Annotated in this window: 20 protein-coding genes; 10 read left to right on the forward strand and 10 right to left on the reverse strand. The window is 63.2% G+C overall.

From position 1 onward, the window contains the following. Positions 1 to 185: 185 nt before the first annotated feature. From coxB to APH25_RS16135, 4 genes are read left to right on the forward strand one after another with little or no spacing between them, the layout of a single operon-like run. Entirely contained in the window at positions 186 to 1,313 is a 1,128-nt protein-coding gene (gene coxB / locus APH25_RS16120; protein ID WP_060482601.1) for a cytochrome c oxidase subunit II, read from the forward strand. 43 nt (positions 1,314 to 1,356) lie between these two features. Beyond that, the gene (gene ctaD, locus APH25_RS16125; protein ID WP_060482602.1) at positions 1,357 to 2,940 is read left to right on the forward strand and encodes a cytochrome c oxidase subunit I; all 1,584 of its coding nucleotides are present in this window, start codon (positions 1,357 to 1,359) and stop codon (positions 2,938 to 2,940) included. Between the two features lie 9 nt (positions 2,941 to 2,949). Further along, positions 2,950 to 3,516 carry a cytochrome c oxidase assembly protein gene (locus APH25_RS16130; protein ID WP_060482603.1) on the forward strand — a complete coding sequence of 189 codons (567 nt, stop codon included), beginning with the start codon at positions 2,950 to 2,952 and terminating at the stop codon, positions 3,514 to 3,516. Between the two features lie 16 nt (positions 3,517 to 3,532). Next, complete coding sequence (locus APH25_RS16135) at positions 3,533 to 4,420, forward strand: cytochrome c oxidase subunit 3 (RefSeq protein WP_060482604.1); 888 nt, start codon at positions 3,533 to 3,535, stop codon at positions 4,418 to 4,420. Positions 4,421 to 4,430: 10 nt separating this feature from the next. Here the strand turns inward: APH25_RS16135 and APH25_RS16140 are convergent, their stop codons facing one another. Further along, positions 4,431 to 4,634 (reverse strand): twin transmembrane helix small protein, encoded by a 204-nt coding sequence (locus APH25_RS16140; RefSeq protein ID WP_054902213.1) that lies wholly within the window; start codon positions 4,632 to 4,634, stop codon positions 4,431 to 4,433. Between the two features lie 63 nt (positions 4,635 to 4,697). On the opposite strand from APH25_RS16140, the gene APH25_RS16145 reads away from it, so the two are divergent. From APH25_RS16145 to APH25_RS16160, 4 genes are read left to right on the forward strand one after another with little or no spacing between them, the layout of a single operon-like run. Next, on the forward strand, positions 4,698 to 5,435 hold the full coding sequence (locus tag APH25_RS16145; RefSeq protein WP_060482643.1) for an SURF1 family protein: 738 nt from the start codon (positions 4,698 to 4,700) through the stop codon (positions 5,433 to 5,435). Beyond that, positions 5,404 to 5,985, forward strand: a complete 582-nt coding sequence (locus APH25_RS16150; RefSeq protein ID WP_060482642.1) for a hypothetical protein — start codon at positions 5,404 to 5,406, stop codon at positions 5,983 to 5,985. The genes APH25_RS16145 and APH25_RS16150 overlap by 32 nt, the downstream gene beginning before the upstream one ends. Positions 5,986 to 5,994: 9 nt before the next feature. Next, a complete protein-coding gene (locus tag APH25_RS16155) occupies positions 5,995 to 7,119 on the forward strand; it encodes a heme A synthase (protein WP_082428346.1) in 1,125 nt (374 codons plus the stop codon). A 21-nt stretch (positions 7,120 to 7,140) separates the two neighbouring features. Further along, positions 7,141 to 7,773: an SCO family protein gene (locus APH25_RS16160; protein ID WP_028633135.1), complete on the forward strand. Its 633-nt coding sequence runs from the start codon at positions 7,141 to 7,143 to the stop codon at positions 7,771 to 7,773. A 79-nt stretch (positions 7,774 to 7,852) separates the two neighbouring features. Here APH25_RS16160 and APH25_RS16165 read toward each other — a convergent pair whose 3' ends face one another. The 3 genes from APH25_RS16165 to APH25_RS16175 are packed head-to-tail and all read right to left on the reverse strand — an operon-like array spanning position 7,853 to position 10,357. Further along, positions 7,853 to 8,623, reverse strand: a complete 771-nt coding sequence (locus tag APH25_RS16165; protein ID WP_060482605.1) for a MetQ/NlpA family ABC transporter substrate-binding protein — start codon at positions 8,621 to 8,623, stop codon at positions 7,853 to 7,855. 55 nt (positions 8,624 to 8,678) lie between these two features. Then, complete coding sequence (locus APH25_RS16170; RefSeq protein ID WP_028633133.1) at positions 8,679 to 9,350, reverse strand: methionine ABC transporter permease; 672 nt, start codon at positions 9,348 to 9,350, stop codon at positions 8,679 to 8,681. After that, positions 9,350 to 10,357 (reverse strand): methionine ABC transporter ATP-binding protein, encoded by a 1,008-nt coding sequence (locus APH25_RS16175; RefSeq protein WP_028633132.1) that lies wholly within the window; start codon positions 10,355 to 10,357, stop codon positions 9,350 to 9,352. Before APH25_RS16175 ends, APH25_RS16170 begins: the two co-directional genes overlap by 1 nt. 224 nt (positions 10,358 to 10,581) lie before the next feature. Here APH25_RS16175 and katE point away from each other — a divergent pair, with 224 nt between their 5' ends. After that, positions 10,582 to 12,717: a catalase HPII gene (katE, locus tag APH25_RS16180; protein WP_060482606.1), complete on the forward strand. Its 2,136-nt coding sequence runs from the start codon at positions 10,582 to 10,584 to the stop codon at positions 12,715 to 12,717. Positions 12,718 to 12,774: 57 nt separating this feature from the next. Here katE and APH25_RS16185 read toward each other — a convergent pair whose 3' ends face one another. The 4 genes from APH25_RS16185 to zur all read right to left on the reverse strand — a co-directional run bounded on the left by APH25_RS16185 (position 12,775) and on the right by zur (position 15,639). After that, positions 12,775 to 13,482, reverse strand: coding sequence for a PA5502 family lipoprotein (locus tag APH25_RS16185; RefSeq protein WP_060482607.1), 708 nt, complete (start codon positions 13,480 to 13,482; stop codon positions 12,775 to 12,777). A gap of 126 nt (positions 13,483 to 13,608) precedes the next feature. After that, positions 13,609 to 14,391, reverse strand: a complete 783-nt coding sequence (znuB, locus tag APH25_RS16190; RefSeq protein ID WP_028633129.1) for a zinc ABC transporter permease subunit ZnuB — start codon at positions 14,389 to 14,391, stop codon at positions 13,609 to 13,611. Further along, on the reverse strand, positions 14,384 to 15,157 hold the full coding sequence (gene znuC, locus APH25_RS16195; protein WP_028633128.1) for a zinc ABC transporter ATP-binding protein ZnuC: 774 nt from the start codon (positions 15,155 to 15,157) through the stop codon (positions 14,384 to 14,386). Before znuC ends, znuB begins: the two co-directional genes overlap by 8 nt. Continuing rightward, the gene (gene zur, locus APH25_RS16200) at positions 15,154 to 15,639 is read right to left on the reverse strand and encodes a zinc uptake transcriptional repressor Zur (RefSeq protein ID WP_028633127.1); all 486 of its coding nucleotides are present in this window, start codon (positions 15,637 to 15,639) and stop codon (positions 15,154 to 15,156) included. Before zur ends, znuC begins: the two co-directional genes overlap by 4 nt. A gap of 66 nt (positions 15,640 to 15,705) precedes the next feature. Here zur and APH25_RS16205 point away from each other — a divergent pair, with 66 nt between their 5' ends. Next, a complete protein-coding gene (locus tag APH25_RS16205) occupies positions 15,706 to 16,611 on the forward strand; it encodes a zinc ABC transporter substrate-binding protein (protein WP_060482608.1) in 906 nt (301 codons plus the stop codon). A 54-nt stretch (positions 16,612 to 16,665) separates the two neighbouring features. On the opposite strand, the gene APH25_RS16210 is transcribed toward APH25_RS16205, so the two are convergent. Together APH25_RS16210 and APH25_RS16215 are read right to left on the reverse strand one after the other, a co-directional pair. After that, complete coding sequence (locus tag APH25_RS16210) at positions 16,666 to 17,616, reverse strand: homoserine kinase (RefSeq protein WP_028633125.1); 951 nt, start codon at positions 17,614 to 17,616, stop codon at positions 16,666 to 16,668. Between the two features lie 69 nt (positions 17,617 to 17,685). Further along, complete coding sequence (locus APH25_RS16215) at positions 17,686 to 17,973, reverse strand: DUF2782 domain-containing protein (RefSeq protein WP_028633124.1); 288 nt, start codon at positions 17,971 to 17,973, stop codon at positions 17,686 to 17,688. Positions 17,974 to 18,007: the final 34 nt, after the last annotated feature.

An 18,007-nucleotide genomic window follows, 5' to 3' on the forward strand; every position in this document is an offset into this window, starting at 1 on the left:
GACGGGCCGGGCCTTCGTTGCGGCCCATCGGCTGCTGTCTATACTCCCGTAGAACGTGATTCGTTGATGAGGCCCGACTGCTTTCAGCTGGGGCTCGGTCGTCGAAGCCAGGCAGTCTTGACCGCCGTTCCCTCTTGCCGCAGGCCCTGCCTCCGGAAAAACAAGAACAAGTAGGGGAACCCGCAATGATGCGACATCCATCTGCGTGGATGGGTCTGCTGTTGTGGTCGGTTCTGGGGCGGGCCAATGCGGCCTGGACCGTGAACATGCACCCTGGGGCGACGGAAGTGTCCAACGCCGTCTTCAGCCTGCACATGACCATTTTCTGGATCTGCGTGATCATCGGCCTGGTGGTGTTCGGCGCGATGTTCTGGTCCATGGTGCTGCACCGCCGTTCCACCGGCCAGCAGCCGGCGCAGTTCCATGAGCACACCCGGGTCGAGATCCTGTGGACGGTCATCCCCTTCCTGATTCTGGTGGCGATGGCCATCCCGGCCACGCGCACCCTGCTGCATATCTACGACGCTAGCGACTCGGACATCGATATCCAGGTCACCGGCTACCAGTGGAAGTGGCACTACAAGTACCTGGGCCAGGACGTGGAGTTCTTCAGCAACTTGGCCACCCCTGCCGAGCAGATTCACAACAACGCCCCCAAGGACGAACATTACCTGCTCGAAGTGGACCAGCCCCTGGTGTTGCCGGTGGGTGTCAAGGTGCGCTTTCTGGTGACGGCTGCCGATGTCATCCATTCCTGGTGGGTGCCCGCCTTTGCCGTCAAGCGCGACGCCATACCCGGGTTCGTCAACGAGGCCTGGACCCGCATCGACAAGCCCGGCATCTACCGTGGCCAGTGCACCGAACTGTGCGGCAAGGACCACGGCTTCATGCCGGTGGTGGTGGAGGTGAAGTCCCAGGCCGATTACGACACCTGGCTGAGTGAGCGCAAGGCCGACGCGGCCAAGCTCAAGGAACTGACCAGCAAGCAGTGGACGCTGGACGAACTGGTGGCGCGCGGCGACAAGGTCTACCACACCACCTGCGTGGCCTGTCACCAGGCCGAGGGCCAGGGCTTGCCGCCGATGTTCCCGGCGCTGAAGGGCTCCAAAATTGCCACCGGGCCCAAGGAAGGCCACCTCAATATTGTTTTCAACGGCAAGCCGGGCACTGCCATGGCGGCGTTTGGCAAGCAGCTCTCCGAAGTGGACATTGCGGCGGTGGTCACCTACGAGCGCAACGCCTGGGGCAACAACAAGGGCGACATGGTCACGCCGCAGGATGTGCTGGCCCTCAAGCAAGCGCAAGCGCAATGAACCGCCGGGGCCTTGGCGACCCACAGGTTGCAGGAGACAGGACATGAGTGCAGTGATCGATGACCACGCCCAAGGCCATGCGCATGGGCCGGCCAAGGGCCTGATGCGCTGGGTGCTCACCACCAACCACAAGGACATCGGCACCCTGTACCTGTGGTTCAGCTTCACCATGTTCCTGCTGGGTGGCTCGTTCGCCATGGTGATCCGCGCCGAGCTGTTTCAGCCCGGCCTGCAGATCGTGGAGCCGGCCTTCTTCAACCAGATGACCACGATGCACGGGTTGATCATGGTGTTCGGTGCAGTGATGCCCGCCTTCGTGGGGCTGGCCAACTGGATGATCCCGCTGATGATCGGCGCCCCGGACATGGCCCTGCCGCGCATGAACAATTTCAGCTTCTGGCTGCTGCCGGCGGCGTTCCTGTTGCTGGTCTCGACCCTGTTCACCCCTGGCGGCGGGCCGAATTTTGGCTGGACCTTCTATGCGCCCTTGTCCACCACCTATGCACCGGCCAGTGTCACTTTCTTCATCTTCGCCATCCACCTGATGGGGATCAGTTCGATCATGGGGGCAATCAACGTGATTGCCACCATCCTCAACCTGCGTGCACCGGGCATGACCCTGATGAAGATGCCGCTGTTCGTGTGGACCTGGCTGATTACCGCATTTTTGCTGATCGCGGTGATGCCGGTGCTGGCCGGCGTGGTGACCATGATGCTGATGGACATCCACTTCGGCACCAGCTTCTTCAGCGCTGCCGGTGGCGGTGACCCGGTGCTGTTCCAGCACGTGTTCTGGTTTTTTGGCCACCCCGAGGTGTACATCATGATCCTGCCGGCCTTCGGCGCGGTCAGTTCGATCATCCCGGCGTTTTCCCGCAAGCCGCTGTTTGGCTACACCTCCATGGTGTATGCCACAGGCGCCATTGCGTTCCTGTCCTTCATCGTATGGGCGCACCATATGTTCGTGGTGGGCATACCGGTGGTGGGCGAGCTGTTCTTCATGTACGCCACCATGCTGATTGCGGTGCCTACCGGGGTGAAGGTGTTCAACTGGGTCAGTACCATGTGGGAAGGCTCGCTCACGTTCGAAACGCCCATGCTGTTTGCCATTGCCTTCGTCATCCTGTTCACCATCGGCGGCTTTTCGGGGTTGATGCTGGCCATCGCCCCCGCCGACTTCCAGTACCACGACACCTACTTCGTGGTGGCGCACTTCCACTATGTACTGGTACCCGGTGCCATTTTCGGCATCTTCGCCTCGGCGTATTACTGGCTGCCGAAGTGGACCGGCCACATGTACGACGAAACCCTCGGCAAACTGCACTTCTGGCTGTCGTTCATCGGCATGAACATGGCCTTCTTCCCCATGCACTTTGTCGGGCTGGCGGGCATGCCGCGGCGTATTCCGGATTACAACCTGCAGTTTGCCGACTTCAACATGGTGTCTTCGATTGGCGCGTTTCTGTTCGGCGCCACGCAGGTGTTCTTCCTGTTCATCGTCATCAAGTGCATACGGGGCGGCGAGCCGGCCCCTGCCAAACCCTGGGATGGGGCCGAGGGGCTGGAATGGTCGGTCCCCTCGCCTGCGCCCTACCACACCTTCCAGACGCCACCTGACGTGGAGTAACCCATCGCCATGAACGGCCTGTCGCTCAAACGCCTGGTGCTGCGCCTGCTGATGCTGACGGTGGTGATGTTCGCCTTTGGCTTTGCCCTGGTGCCGCTCTACGACGTGATGTGCAAGGCCTTTGGTATCAATGGCAAGACCGGCGGGCAGTACGAGGGTAGCCAGCTGGCTGATACAACCCGGTCGGTGCGGGTGCAGTTCATGTCCACCAATGCCAGCGACATGGTCTGGGACTTCTACGCCAGCGCCGACCAGTTGCAGGTGAACCCGGGTGCGGTGAACCAGATGATCTTTATTGCCCGCAACCCCACCGACCGGCCGATGAGCGCCCAGGCCATCCCCAGCATCACCCCGGCCGAGGCTGCAGCGTATTTCCACAAGACCGAGTGCTTCTGCTTTACCCAGCAGGTGTTGCAGCCCGGTGAGCGCATCGAGATGCCGGTGCGTTTCATCGTCGACCGTGACTTGCCTGCCGGTGTGAAGCACCTGACCCTGGCCTACACCTTGTTCGACATCACCGCCCGTCACCCGCCCGTCGCCCAGGCCTCGGCGGTTGACCCAGGGCGCGCCCGCTGAGGGAAGGAGCACCGTCATGGCAAACCACCAGCACTATTACGTTCCGGCGCAGAGCAAGTGGCCGATCATCGCCTCGCTCGGGCTGTTGGTGACGGTGTTCGGGCTGGGTACCTGGTTCAATGACATCAAGGCCGGGCATGCTGGCTCCCATGGGCCGTTGATCTTCTTCATCGGTGCATTGCTGCTGGCCTACATGCTGTTCGGCTGGTTCGGTGCTGTGGTGCGCGAGAGCCGGGCCGGCCTCTACAGCCCGCAGCTGGACCGCTCGTTCCGCTGGGGCATGAGCTGGTTCATCTTTTCGGAGGTGATGTTCTTTTTGGCCTTCTTCGGTGCGCTGTTCTACGTGCGGGTAGTGGCCGGGCCCTGGCTGGGCGGCGATGGCGCCAAGGGGGTGGCGCACATGCTGTGGCCAAGCTTCGAATTCACCTGGCCGTTGCTGCACACGCCGGACCCCAAGCTGTTCCCGCCCCCAAAGAGCGTCATTGACCCGTGGCACCTGCCGTTGATCAATACGGTGTTGCTGGTCAGTTCCAGCATCACCATCACCCTGGCCCACCATGCCCTGCGCCGAGTGCACCGCACTGCGCTGAAACTGTGGCTGGCACTGACCCTGGTGCTAGGCACCAGCTTCATTGCCTTGCAGGCCTACGAGTACCACGAGGCGTACACGCAACTGGGGCTGACCTTGGGCTCCGGCATCTATGGCGCTACGTTTTTCATGCTCACCGGTTTTCACGGCGCCCACGTGACCCTGGGCACGATCATTCTGCTGGTGATGTTCGTGCGCATTCTGCGTGGGCATTTCAGCCCGGAAAAACACTTTGGCTTCGAGGCGGCCAGTTGGTATTGGCACTTCGTCGACGTGGTGTGGATAGGGCTGTTTATCTTTGTGTATGTGGTTTGAAGGCCGGCACTTAAAACGGGGCATGTGAAACCAACTGACCACTGATGAACCCCCAGGCCACCAAGCCGATGGTCAATGCTGCGAGGGTGACCCGCACGGTCAGTGCCTTGAGCAGGCGTGTGGAGTTTTCATCGTCCTTGACCAGAAACACCAGGCCACTGAACAGGCTGGCAACCGTGGCCAACAGCATCAGCACAATCGCAGCCTTGAGCATGGCGCTACTCCGAAGAGGTGCAGGAATGTGGACAAGTATAGCGAGCCACCGGGTACGGCCACGCTGAGGCGCTTTTGCCCTGGCTGGCTGCCGACGCTGGCGGTGCTGGCGCTACTGCCTGGCTTGATCGCGCTTGGCTGCTGGCAGTTGGGGCGGGCCGAGCAGAAGCGGGTGCTGCTGGCAGCCTACGCCGAACGGCGCACCGAGCCGCCGCTGGCTGTCGCGCAACTGGCGCCGGCGGGTGATGATGCCTTCCGCCGCGTGCAGTTGTACGGGCGCTTTGACTCCGAGCACAGCCTGTTGCTGGACAACCGCATGCGCGATAGCCAGGTCGGTGTGGAACTGCTGCAACCCTTTTACGACCAACCGAGCGGTGCGTGGGTGCTGATCAACCGCGGCTGGCTGGCATGGCCCGACCGGCGCGTACCGGTGCGCTTCGACACCCCAGCCAAGGCGCTGGCACTGCAGGCCTCTGTCTATGTCGCCCCCGGCAGCCCATTCCAGTTGCACGCCGACCCTGTCGGCGGGCAATGGCCCCACCTGCTGACGGCCGTCGACCCCGGCGGCCTGTGGCAACAGCTGGGGCGTGAGGGCTTTGCCCACGAGCTACGGCTCGAACCTGGCCCCGCTGCCTATCGCCTCGGCTGGCCGGCAGTGGCCATGGGCCCGGAAAAGCACGTGGGCTATGCCGTGCAGTGGTTCGCCCTGGCCATTGCCCTGGTGGTGCTCTACCTCTATTTCGGCTGGCATCAGCACAAGGAGAAACGCCATGGCCACCGCCACGCCACTGACCGCGCCTGAACACGGCAAGCGCAAGGCCCGCGGGCGCTTGCAACTGCTGTTGATCCTGTTGCTGGTGATCGGGCCCATGGTGCTGGCCACCTGCATGTACAAGCTGGGGTTCTGGGTGCCGGATGGCCGCAGCTTCCATGGCGTGCTGGTTGGCAATGGCGAAGGCCGCGCCGACCTGGGCGTGGCGGGCCAGGATGAGCGCTGGCAGCTGCTGGTCACGGCACCCGCGGAGTGCGCCGACGATTGCCAGCGGCTGGTGTACCTGGCCCGGCAGATACAGGTTGGCCTGGGCCGCGATGCCAGCCGTGCCAGCCATGCCCTGGCCGCATCCCACCCCCTGAGCGCCCCCTACCAGGCGCTGCTCGGTCGCGAATACCCACGGCTGCAACGTTATGCGCTGGATGCTGTGCGTTACCGGCAGCGTGTGAACCAGCCCGGGCCGCAGCTGTGGATCGTCGACCCTCATGGCAACCTGGTGCTGCGCTATGACGCCGGGGTGAACGGCAAGCATGTCCTCGACGACCTGCGCCACCTGCTCAAGCTGTCCAACATCGGCTAGGAAAACACCATGGCCCGACCTGGATTTCGCCTTGCTGTGTTCGCCACCCTGCTGGCCTTGATGGTCGTGTTGCTGGGCGCCTACACCCGCCTGACCCATGCCGGGTTGGGCTGCCCGGACTGGCCGGGGTGCTACGGCATGCTCACCGTGCCCAAGACCGACGCCCAACTGGCCCACGCCGAGCGGCATTTCCCGGACCACCCGGTGCAGCAAGCCAAGGGCTGGGCAGAGATGACCCACCGCTATTTCGCTGGTGTGCTGGCGTTGGTCATTGCCTGGTTGGCCTTGCGCTCATTGCGTGGTCACCCTGGCGATGGCCAGCCCCGGCGCCTGCCCTTGCTGCTGCTTGCGGTGGTGCTGGGCCAGGCGGCCTTCGGCATGTGGACAGTAACGCTGCAGTTGTGGCCGCAGGTGGTCACTGCGCACCTGTTGGGCGGCTTCACCACCGTGAGCCTGCTGTTTTTGCTGGCGCTGCGCCTGTGCGGGCGCCTGCCGCCAATGCCCAAGCTGCCGTTGAGCTTGCGCCGCACGGCAGCCCTGGCATTGCTGGTGGTGATCGGCCAGATTGCCTTGGGTGGCTGGGTGAGTGCCAACTACGCTGCCGTTGCCTGCATTGACCTGCCCACCTGCCATGGCCAATGGTGGCCGGCCGCCGATTTCGGCAATGGTTTCCACCTCACCCAGCACGTGGGGCCCAACTACCTGGGCGGGCAGCTGGACAGCGATGCGCGCACGGCCATCCATGTCAGCCATCGCCTGGGTGCGCTGATGGTGACGTGTGTGCTGTTGCTGCTTGGCTGGAAGCTGCATCGGTTGCACTTGCGCGGGCTGGCGGTGATGGTGCTGGCGGCGCTGGGGCTGCAGCTGTGCCTGGGGGTCGCCAATGTGCTGCTGCACGTGCCGTTGGCCGTTGCCGTGCTGCATAACGCGGGGGGTGCGGTGCTGTTGCTGGCCATGGTGCTAGTCAACTTCCGCATCCGCGTGGTCGACAAGCCGCGCATCACCGCAGCCTGGCGCCTCACCCCGCTGGCCCATGCCGATACCGGCCCGTGGCAGCCGGCCGCATGCAGTGGCCAGCACCTTCGCGTACTCTATCGGCTTCCTGTGCGCGCCATTGATCGCGGCGCCCGTTGACCACGAACTGTTGCCGAGCTTATGACCCGAACCCAGAAAACCGTCTTCATCCTCGTTGCCCTGGTCGCGCTGATCCTGGGCCTTACCGTCAACAAGGTGCTCAACGGCCGGGGCCAGGTAAACCCCACCGAGCTGATCGATGCAGGCATCATCCTGCTGCCGCAGAGCCGCGCGGTGCCCGATGTGACCATGACCAACCAGGACGGCCAGCCGGTACACCTGGACGAATTGAAGGGCAAATGGTCGCTGCTGTTCTTTGGCTATACCTATTGCCCGGATATCTGCCCGACCACCCTCGCGCAGTTGCGCCAGGTAAAAAGCGAGCTGCCCCAGGAGGCGTTAAGCCGCCTGCAAGTGGTACTGGTGAGTGTGGACCCCAACCGCGACACGCCCAACCAGCTCAAGCAGTACCTGGCTTACTTTGATAAGGACTTCGTCGGGCTGGCAGGGTCGATCGAGGATACGCAGAAGCTGGCCAATGCCTTGAGCATCCCGTTCATCCCGGCAGATACCAGCAAGCCGGGGTATACGGTTGATCACAGTGGCAACCTGGCGGTGGTCGGCCCGGACGGGCGCCAGCGGGGGTTCATACGTGCGCCGTTCAACAACCAGAAGCTGGTAGCCCGGTTACCGGCATTGGTGAAGCAGGACTGAGGCTGTCGGCTCTGCCCGTTCGCGGGTGAGCCTGCGCCAACGGTTTCAGGGGCCGCAACGCGGCCCCATGACCATCACATCAAAACGCCGGAACCACGGCGCCCTTGTACTTCTCGGTGATGAACTGCTTCACCTCAGGCGAATGCAGTGCAGCCGCGAGTTTTTTCATGTCGTCCGAATCCTTGTTGTCCGGCCGGGCAACCAGAATGTTCACGTACGGCGAATCCGCCCCTTCGATGGCCAGGGCGTCTTTCTCCGGGTTCAGCTTGGCTTCCAGCGCATAGTTGGTGTTGATCAAGGCGGCATCCACCTGGGTCAGGACACGCGGAATGGTCGCCGCTTCGAGCTCGCGGAACTTGATGTTCTTCGGGTTCTCGGCAATGTCCTTCACGGTCGACAGGATGTTCTTGTTGTCCTTGAGCTTGATCACCCCGGCCTTGTCCAGCAGCAGCAATGCGCGGCCGCCGTTGGTGGCATCGTTGGGGATGACCACGGTGGCGCCGGAAGGCAGCTCGTCCAGCTTCTTCAGCTTGCCCGAGTAAACACCCAGCGGCTCGATGTGCACGCCGGTCACGCTCACCAGGTCAGTGCCCTTGGCCTTGTTGAACTCATCCAGGTACGGCTGATGCTGGAAGAAGTTGGCGTCCAGGCGCTTCTCCGCAACCTGCACGTTGGGCTGGATGTAGTCGGTGAATTCTTTCACCTTGAGCTCTACACCTTCCTTCGCCAGCTGTGGTTTGACGACGTTGAGAATTTCCGCGTGGGGCACCGGCGAGGCAGCGACGGTCAGGGTATCGGCCTGGGCCGAAAAGGCCGCCACGGCGGCAGCAACAGCAAGCAGCTTCTTCATTGATCACTCCTTGTGAGGGCCGCGACGGCCCCCGAACGGGTCTGCCCCATTGGGGTTACTTACGGGAAAAATGCACGACAAGCTTGTCGCCGACGCTTTGCAGCACTTGCACCAGCACCAGCAACAGCACCACCGTGACGACCATGACGTCAGTCTGGAAGCGCTGGTAACCAAAGCGGATGGCCAGGTCGCCAAGGCCGCCCGCACCGACCACACCGGCCATGGCGGTGTACGACACCAGGGTGATGGCGGTGACGGTAATGGCGGCGAAGATGCCCGGGCGGGCTTCTGGCAGCAAGGCGCTGGTGATGATCTGGCGCGTGGTGGCGCCCATCGACTGGGTGGCTTCGATAATGCCGCGGTCCACTTCTCGCAGGGCGGTTTCCACCAGGCGGGCAAAGAACGGCGTGGCACCCACCACCAGCGGCGGAATGGCGCCAGCGACGCCCAGCGAGGTGCCGGTGATCAGTACGGTGATCGGGATCATCACGATCAGCAGAATGATGAACGGCAGCGAGCGCAGGATGTTGACCACCAACGACAGCAGCGCGTAAACGCCTTTCTGTTCGAACATCTGCTTGGGGCCGCACAAAAACAGCAGTACGCCCAGGGGGAGGCCCAGCAGCACGGTGAACAACAGCGAACCGAACAGCATGATCATGGTGTCGACGGTGGCCAGCCAGATTTCGGCCCAGTCGACGTTGGCGAAGAAATTAAGGGCGTCCATCAACGCAGTACCTCCATATGAACGTCAGCTGCCTTGAAGCGGGCGAAGGCCGCTTCCATGTCACCGCCAATCAAGGCGAGGGTGAGCTGGCCATAGGGGACGTCTTTGATGCGGTCGATACGCCCGGCGAGGATGCTGTAATCCACGCCGGTTTCACGTGCCACGGTGCCCAGCAACGGGGCATAAGTGGCATCACCCTGGAAGGTCAGGCGCACGATGCGGCCCGGCACATGGGTGAAGTCGTCACGCTGCTCGCCTTCGTCCACCTGCTCGTCTTCCTGAACGAAGCGCTTGGTGGTGGCGTGCTGCGGGTGCAGGAAAACATCGGCCACCGAGCCCTGCTCGACGATATGGCCGGCGTCCATTACCGCAACACGGTCGCAGACCCGCCGAATCACATCCATCTCGTGGGTGATGAGCACGATGGTGAGCTTCAGCTCGCGGTTGATCTCGGCCAGCAATTGCAGCACCGAGGCGGTTGTCTGCGGGTCGAGGGCGCTGGTCGCCTCGTCGCACAGTAGAATCTTGGGGTTGGTCGACAACGCCCGGGCGATACCCACGCGTTGCTTCTGGCCACCCGAGAGCTGTGCCGGATACTTGCGAGCGTGGTCCGACAGGCCGACGCGGGCGAGCAGTTCGGTGACGCGTTTGTCGATCTCGCTGCGCGACAGTTCGCCGGCCAGGGTGAGTGGCAGGGCGACGTTGTCGGCGACGGTTTTGGATGCCAGCAGGTTGAAGTGCTGGAAAATCATCCCGACCTGCTGGCGGAAGCCGCGCAACTGGGTGGCGTTGAACGCGGTGACGTCTTCGCCATCGACGATGATCGTGCCGCCGGAAGGCTCTTCCAGGCGGTTGATCAGGCGCAGCATGGTGCTTTTGCCGGCACCGGAATGGCCGATCAGGCCGAACACCTGGCCATTCTCGATGGTGAGGGTAGTCGGGTTAAGGGCGGGGATTTCCCTACCGGCGACGCGGTAGGTCTTGTGTACCTGTTGGAACTCGATCACGTAGCGAACCTTGTGGGGCGCATGAATTTGGGTCAGCGGTTGGCTGGGTGGCGCATTTTAGCCTTTTCCACCCGCTGTTCTTAGCATTTATTTCGCTTTGGACCAAGCTAACGGGCATATGTCGACAACTGGTAAACCTGATTGAACGCTCACCGAACCCCTCCAGTCACTACCAGAACATAGCCCGAACGGGCACGCCTGAAGACTGATGAGGAGAGCCGAACATGCCCAGCAAGAAGACGGACGCCCCCAAGCACAGCGAGGCTGCGGGCAACCAGAGCCCAGACAAGGCCAACACCAACGCCAAGCTGCAGAGCCTGGAGGCCGACCGCAGTGACGCCACTGGGCAGGCGCTGCGCACCAACCAGGGTGTGCGCATCTCCGATAACCAGAACACGCTCAAGGCTGGCCCCCGTGGGCCCTCGCTGCTTGAAGACTTCATCATGCGCGAGAAGATCACCCACTTTGACCACGAACGCATCCCTGAGCGTATCGTTCATGCCCGCGGCACGGGCGCCCATGGTTATTTCCAGAGCTATGGCTGCCATGCCGAACTGACCAAGGCGGGTTTCCTGCAGGACCCTGAGAAGATCACCCCGGTGTTTGTGCGCTTCTCTACCGTGCAGGGCCCACGCGGCTCGGGCGACACAGTGCGCGACGTTCGCGGCTTTGCCGTGAAGTTCTACACCGACGAAGGCAACTTCGACCTGGTGGGCAACAACATGCCGGTGTTCTTCATCCAGGACGCCATCAAGTTCCCTGATTTCGTGCACGCGGTTAAGCCCGAGCCGCACAACGAAATGCCGACCGGCGGCTCGGCCCACGATACCTTCTGGGACTTCGTATCGCTGGTGCCAGAATCGGCGCACATGGTCATCTGGGCCATGTCCGACCGGGCCATCCCGCGCAGCCTGCGCATGATGGAAGGCTTCGGCGTGCACACCTTCCGCCTGGTCAACGCCGAGGGCGTGGCCAGCTTCGTGAAGTTCCACTGGAAGCCGAGCGAAGGCGTGCATTCGGTGCTGTGGGACGAGGCGCAAAAGCTGGCGGGCAAGGATACCGACTACCACCGCCGCGACCTGCGCGAAGCCATCGAAACCGGGCACTACCCTGAGTGGGAGCTGGGCGTGCAGATCGTGCCGGAGGCCGATGAGCACAAGTTCGACTTCGACCTGCTGGACCCGACCAAGCTCATCCCCGAAGAGCTGGTGCCGGTTACACCGCTGGGCAAGATGGTGCTCAACCGCAACCCGGACAACTTCTTTGCCGAGGTCGAGCAGGTTGCGTTCTGCCCAGGCCACATTGTGCCGGGCATCGACTTCACCAATGACCCGCTGCTGCAGGGGCGCCTGTTCTCCTACACCGATACCCAGCTCAGCCGCCTGGGTGGGCCGAACTTCCACCAGATCCCGATCAACCGCCCGGTTGCGCCGTTCCACAACAACCAGCGCGATGCCATTCACCAGCACATCGTGCACAAGGGCCAAGCGTCCTACGAGCCTAATTCCATCGATGGGGGCTGGCCGAAGGAAACCCCACCGGGCGCCCGTGACGGTGGCTTTGAGAGCTACCAGGAACGCATCGATGCGCACAAGATTCGCCAGCGCAGCGACTCGTTCAGCGATCACTTCTCCCAGGCGCGTCTGTTCTTCCAGAGCATGAGCCCGACCGAGCAGCAGCACATCATCAAGGCTTACAGCTTTGAATTGGGCAAGGTCGAGCGCGAGGCCATTCGCGCACGTCAGGTGAATGAGATCCTGGCCAACATCGACCTGAAATTGGCGGCAGCAGTTGCCGAGAATCTCGGCCTGCCCGCCCCCACGGCCGGCACGGTCCAGGTCAAGGGCAGCAAGCAGGCGACGTCGCCTACGCTTAGCCAGATGAACCTGCCGGGCAAGGTGGGCATCAAGGGGCGCAAGATTGCCATTCTGGTGGCCAATGGCGTAGATGCGGCCAGTGTCGACAAGCTGGTCAAGGCACTGGAAGCCCAGAGTGCCCGCCCAATGCTGCTGGGGCCGACGTCGGCGCCGGTGAAAGCCGCAGACGGCAAGCAGTTGCCGGTGGATGCGTCGATGGAGGGCATGCCGTCGGTGATGTTCGACGGCATTATCGTACCGGCGGGCAAAGCCTCTGGTGATGCGCTGGCTGGCAGCGGCGTGGCCAAGCACTTCCTGCTTGAAGGTTACAAGCACCTGAAGGCCATGGTGCTGACCAAGGAGCTGCTGGCAACGCTTGGCCTCAAAGAGGACAAGGGGCTGCTGACAGGCGATGACCAGAAAACCGTGGACGCGTTCGTCAAGGCGGTTGAAGGGCACCGCGTCTGGGAGCGTGAAGCGGCAGCCGAGGCTGTGCCAGCCTGACCGCCCAGCCCGTGGCCGGCGACCTTTCTCGCCGGCCTGCTGGCGGGGCCTACAGCGTTATTGCTGGTGTGGGACCAGAACCACCTGCGCCGGCAATGCACGCTGAATCTCATGCTTGAGCTTCAGGTTGTACCCGCTGTCCAGCTTGTGCACACGCTTCTCAAGCAGGCGCTTGAGCCACGGTGCATCAGCGCTGCGGGGCACCTGGAACACCACTTCGCATCGGTAGTTGACGACGTCCTGGGCGATATCGTCCAGCTGGTGACGCATAGCGCCAATATCCGTGGTTTTCAACGCAACGACCGTGCTGGGCGCTGTCGGGTCGATCAGCCGTGCCTTTGGCTTGGCTTCGGCCGCCTGCAGCGCAGCCTCGGCCTTGGCCAACTCGGCTTTACGCGCTTGCGTCAACGGGTCCCCACCGATCACGGCAGGTGCCTGGGGCATCAATGCGCGGGCCCTGGCCAGTGCTGTGGCAGCTGCGTTCACGTCACCTTTCTGCAGCACGATCTGGCTGCGTTGCAGATAGGCTTCGGCCAGCTGGCGCTGGAATTGCTCGATACGCGCGTCACCTGGCGCCTGCGCTTGCAGCGCGGCCAACTGGTCTTCGGCGGTGGCCAGCTCATTGCTGGCAATATTTTGTTGCAACTGCTGCCAGGCATCGGCTTGGGCAGGTGCGGTGGCCTGTTCTACTGGGGCATGGGAACAGGCGGCCAGAAACAGGGAAAACGCGGCAACAAGCAGACAACGGGAGGCAAACGGCTTCATTCCTGCGACTCTCTATTTGCGCAAAAAGCGAGCAAGTCTACACCCAGGTGCGCACGCTCGAAAACAGGTCTTACAGACCCTTTACTTCGCCCAAGGTTGCAGAGGCAGCCCCGGCACGCCGGTTTTTCACCGTTTTGGCAGTGCCAGGCTCAGCAAGAATAGCATTGCAGCGCACACCACGATGGAGGGGCCGGCAGGGGTATCCTTGAACCAAGACAGCGCCAGGCCGCCGCAAACCGCGGTGACGCCCAGCAGGCTGGCCCCTAGCGCCATCTGCTCGGGGGAGCGGGCGTGACGCTGCGCCGCAGCTGCCGGAATGATCAGCAATGAGGTGATCAGCAGCACCCCGACGATCTTCATGGCCACGGCGATGACCACGGCAATCAGCAGCATCAGCGCCATGCGCAGACCGGCGACGGGCAGGCCTTCGACCATGGCCAGCTCTTCATGCACAGTCACGGCCAGCAATGGCCGCCACAGCACCGCGAGCAGCACCAGCACCAGGGCGCTGCCGCCCAGGATCCAGGCCAGGTCGGTGGGGCTGATGGCCAGCAGGTCGCCGAACAGATAACCCATCAGGTCGATGCGCACGTCATGCATGAAGCTCAGCACCACCAGCCCCAACGACAGCGTGCTGGGTGCCAGAATGCCCAGCAAGGTGTCGGAGGCCAGTGGCTGACGCTGCTGCAAGGTGACCAACACAATGGCCAACAGCAGGCAGCCCACGGTCACTGCCAGCGCCGGGCTTACATCCAGGGCAAAGCCCATGGCCACGCCGAGCAGCGCTGCGTGTGACAGGGTGTCCCCGAAATAGGCCATGCGCCGCCAGACCACGAACGAGCCCAGCGGCCCGGCCACCAGTGCCAGGGACAAGCCGGCAAGCAGGGCGTAGAGAAGAAAATCAGCCATGCTTGCAGTGCGCTCCATGAACAGGGTTGCCAGGGGCGACCACGGAGCCGTGCAGGTCATGGCTGTGGTCGTGATGGTGGTGGTAGATGGCAAGGCTTGGCGCGGTCTGGCCGAACAGTTCGACGAACGCCGGGTCGCCGCTGACCTGTTCCGGGTGGCCCGAACAGCAGACATGGCGGTTCAGGCACACCACCTGGTCGGTGGCGCTCATCACCAGGTGCAGGTCGTGGGACACCATCAGCACACCGCAGCCGAGGCGATCGCGCAGCCGGGTGATGAGGTTGTACAACTCGGTCTGGCCGACCACGTCTACGCCCTGTACCGGCTCGTCCAGCACCAGCAGCTGTGGCTCGCGCAGCAGGGCACGGGCCAGCAGCACGCGCTGCATCTCGCCACCGGACACGGTCTGGATCGGGCTGTCGATCACGTGCTGGGCACCCACTTCGTGCAACGCTGCCAAGGCGGCTGCCCGGTCAACACCCGGCACCAGGCGCAGAAAGCGCAGCACGGAGAGCGGCAGCGTGGCATCCACTTGGATTTTCTGTGGCATGTAGCCGATGCGCAGCTTGGGCCGGCGCCATACTGAACCGCGGTGTGGCTTGAGCAGCCCCAGCACGGCGCGTACCAGGGTGGTCTTGCCTGCGCCATTGGGGCCGATCAGGGTCACGATCTGGCCGGGTGCCACCGACAGGTCGATGCTGTCCAGCACGTTCTCCCCGCCGAAGGTGACGCCGACCTGCTCCAGGCGGATGAGCGCGTCGGTCATGCTGCGCTCCGGCAATTGCTGCACAGGCCCACCACTTCCACGGTCTGGTTCTCGACGGTAAAGCCGACGTGCCTGGCGCTGCCGATGATGGCGTCGCTGATGCTGTCCTGCTCCAGCTCGATGGCCACATGGCAGACGCGGCAGATCAGGAACTGGCTTTGGTGGGCGTGTTCCGGGTGGCTGCAGCCCATGAAGGCGTTGAGTGAGGCGATGCGGTGCACCAGGCCGTTTTCCAGCAGGAAGTCCAGCGCACGGTACACGGTGGGGGGCGCCGCCCGGCGACCGTCCTGTTCGCTGAGCACCGCCAGGATGTCGTAGGCACCCAGCGGTTTATGGCTTTGCCATACCAGCTCCAGCACGCGGCGGCGCAGTGCGGTCAGGCGCAGGCCCTGGCGCGCGCACAGCGCGTCGGCTTCGGCCAGGGCGCTGTGTACGCAATGGGAATGATCATGAGGGCGGTTGGCCAGCGGCGTGATGGACATGGGCAGCGACGGTTCTGGACAGAGACGTTATTATGTTACCTGTTTTAGACGATTCGAGTACCTACCGTGTCCCGATTCCTGGCCCTGTTTGTCGCTTTCATCGCATTTTCAGCCCACGCCGACGTGCGTGTGCTGACCAGTATCAAGCCCCTGCAGCAGATTGCCGCAGCCGTTCAGGACGGGGTTGGCAGCCCTGAGGTGCTGTTGCCGCCCGGTGCCTCGCCGCACCATTACGCGCTGCGCCCTTCGGATGTGCGGCGTGTGGGTGATGCCGACCTGCTGTACTGGATCGGCCCGGACATGGAGGGCTTCTTGCCCCGGGTGCTGGGCAGCCGCAGCAAACCCACAGTGGCGGTGCAGTCGCTGGCGAACATGAAGTTGCGCCACTTTGGCGAGGACAGCCACTCCCATGACGAGGCCCAGGACGATCATGACCATGATCACCGCCCAGGCAGCCTGGATGCGCATTTGTGGTTATCGTCGGTCAACGCACGGGTGATTGCCGCGAAGATGGCCGCTGACCTTGCCCAGGTGGACCCTGCCAATGCTGCCCGTTACCAGAGCAACCTGAAGGCCTTTGATGGGCGCCTGGATGCCCTGGATGGCCGGATCAAGGCCCGGGTGGCGGGCGTAGCAGGCAAACCGTACTTTGTTTTCCACGAGGCGTTCGACTACTTCGAGGCGGAGTACGGCCTGAAGCACACAGGCGTGTTCAGCGTGGCTTCGGAGGTACAGCCCGGTGCGCAGCATGTGGCGGCCATGCGCACGCGGTTGCAGGAGGTGGGCAAAACCTGTGTCTTCAGCGAACCGCCCCTGCGCCCACGCCTGGCCGAGACCCTGACCGCAGGGTTGCCGGTGCGCTTGGCCGAGCTGGACGCGCTGGGCGGTACAGACCCGGTAGATGGCAAAGGGTATGAGCGCCTGCTGGAGAAGCTGGGCAATGACCTGGCCGGGTGCCTGGAGCAGTTGTAACCGTGCCATAACGCGCCATGCGCCGGAGGGGCGCAGGCGCGCGCGACCGCGTGTTTACAGCGCGAACGGCAAGTGCAGGCTGACCTGCTGACGCTGCGCCAGGCGCACCTCGAACTCACGCGGGTCATGGATCATCACGTCCATGCCGGCGAACGATTCAGCGGCAATCAGCCGCGACAACCAGAACCGCACGCAGCCTACCCGCAGCATCTCTGGCCACAGCTCGGCCTCAGCTGCCGTAAACGGTCGCAGTGCAGCGTAGGCCGCCAGCAGTGCCTGAGCGCGCGGTGCATCGACGCCGCCCTGCTCGTTCAGGCACCAGTCGTTCACCGTAATGGCCAGGTCGTAAAGCATCGGCCCTGAGCAGGCATTGTAGAAATCGATCACACCCGTCAGGTGGGTGCCCTCGAACATCACGTTGTCGCGGAACAGGTCGGCGTGCAGATTGGCCCGGGGCAACGCCAGGATCTGTGCCTTGTGCAAGGCCATCTCGGCCAGTGCCGGCCTCAGCAGCGCAGCCTGCTCCGCGGTGAGGCGCGGTAGCAGCTCGGCCCCGGCGGCCTGCATCCAGTCCAGCCCGCGGTCGGTGCGGCGTTCGATGATGCGCTCGCGGGTAGCCAGGTGAATGTGTGCCAGCAATTCACCGACCTGGGCGCAGTGTTGGGCGTTGGGTGCCTTGATGTGCTTGCCCGACAACCTTGGCTGCAGCAGTGCCGGCTTGCCGCACAGCTCACGCAGGCCGTTGCCGTCACGGTCACGCACGGCATAGGGCACGGGCATGTCCGCGGCGTGCAGGGTGTCGAGCAGCTCGATGAAGAACGGCATGTCTTCGCTGGGCCCACGCTCGATCAGCGTCAGCACGAACTCCCCCTGTTCGAGGCTGACGAAGAAGTTGCTGTTCTCGGTACCGGCGGCGATGCCCTGGAAGTCGAGCAGGCGGCCCAGCTGGTAGGGCGCCAGAAAGGTTTCCAGCTCAGGCCGGGTCACGGGGGTGAAGACTGACATGATGAAAGATTGCCCATGCAGGCACTTCCGCCGGGAAGTGCCGGGTTGATGTGAACGGTGCGCGTCAGATTACCACTCGAAGATCTTCCAGCCCGGAATCAGCATGTCCGGTTGGTCGGAACGAATGAAATTGCCATCGGAGCCATCGGCGCGTACCAGAAAGTAAGGCTTGCCATGTTTCGGTGTGATCTTGATCGCATACAGGAAGCCGTTCTGGCGATATTCCTGGATGGTCTTGTCGCCTTCCGTGCGAATGGTCACCTCGGGATCGGCCGAGGGCGCGTCGTCCGCCGCCAGGGCTACGACAGGCGTGGTTGCCAACAGGCCGAGCAGTAACAGGCGATTGAGTGTACGCATGATAACCTAGTCCCTTTGTCGTCAATGATTCTGG

The sequence above is a fragment of the Pseudomonas sp. NBRC 111119 genome (assembly GCF_001320125.1).
Lineage (GTDB): Bacteria > Pseudomonadota > Gammaproteobacteria > Pseudomonadales > Pseudomonadaceae > Aquipseudomonas > Aquipseudomonas parafulva.